This is a genomic window from Halomonas sp. HP20-15 (assembly GCF_033446685.1).
Lineage (GTDB): Bacteria > Pseudomonadota > Gammaproteobacteria > Pseudomonadales > Halomonadaceae > Modicisalibacter.
Window position 1 is genome coordinate 1 of record NZ_JAWQLY010000043.1, and the last position, 298, is coordinate 298.

At 61.1% G+C, this 298-nt stretch carries 3 tRNA genes; all 3 read left to right on the forward strand.

The annotated features are described in order from the left end of the window. The 3 genes from R6258_RS18775 (at position 1) to R6258_RS18785 (ending at position 297) form a co-directional block, all read left to right on the forward strand. Positions 1–77 (forward strand) — tRNA-Asp (locus R6258_RS18775). A gap of 52 nt (positions 78–129) precedes the next feature. Continuing rightward, positions 130–206, forward strand: a tRNA-Val gene (locus R6258_RS18780). A 14-nt stretch (positions 207–220) separates the two neighbouring features. After that, positions 221–297, forward strand: a tRNA-Asp gene (locus tag R6258_RS18785). Position 298: the final 1 nt, after the last annotated feature.

Genomic DNA, 298 nt, shown 5'->3' on the forward strand with positions numbered 1-298 from the left:
GGACCGGTAGTTCAGTCGGTTAGAATGCCGGCCTGTCACGCCGGAGGTCGCGGGTTCGAGTCCCGTCCGGTCCGCCATGCCTGTTCAGGTTCTGCAAGCAGTCCCCGCTAGTTGTGTAGCGTATTCGATGGGTGATTAGCTCAGTTGGTTAGAGCACCAGCTTCACATGCTGGGGGTCACTGGTTCGAGTCCAGTATCACCCACCACGCGGTCGTAATGCGGACCGGTAGTTCAGTCGGTTAGAATGCCGGCCTGTCACGCCGGAGGTCGCGGGTTCGAGTCCCGTCCGGTCCGCCAT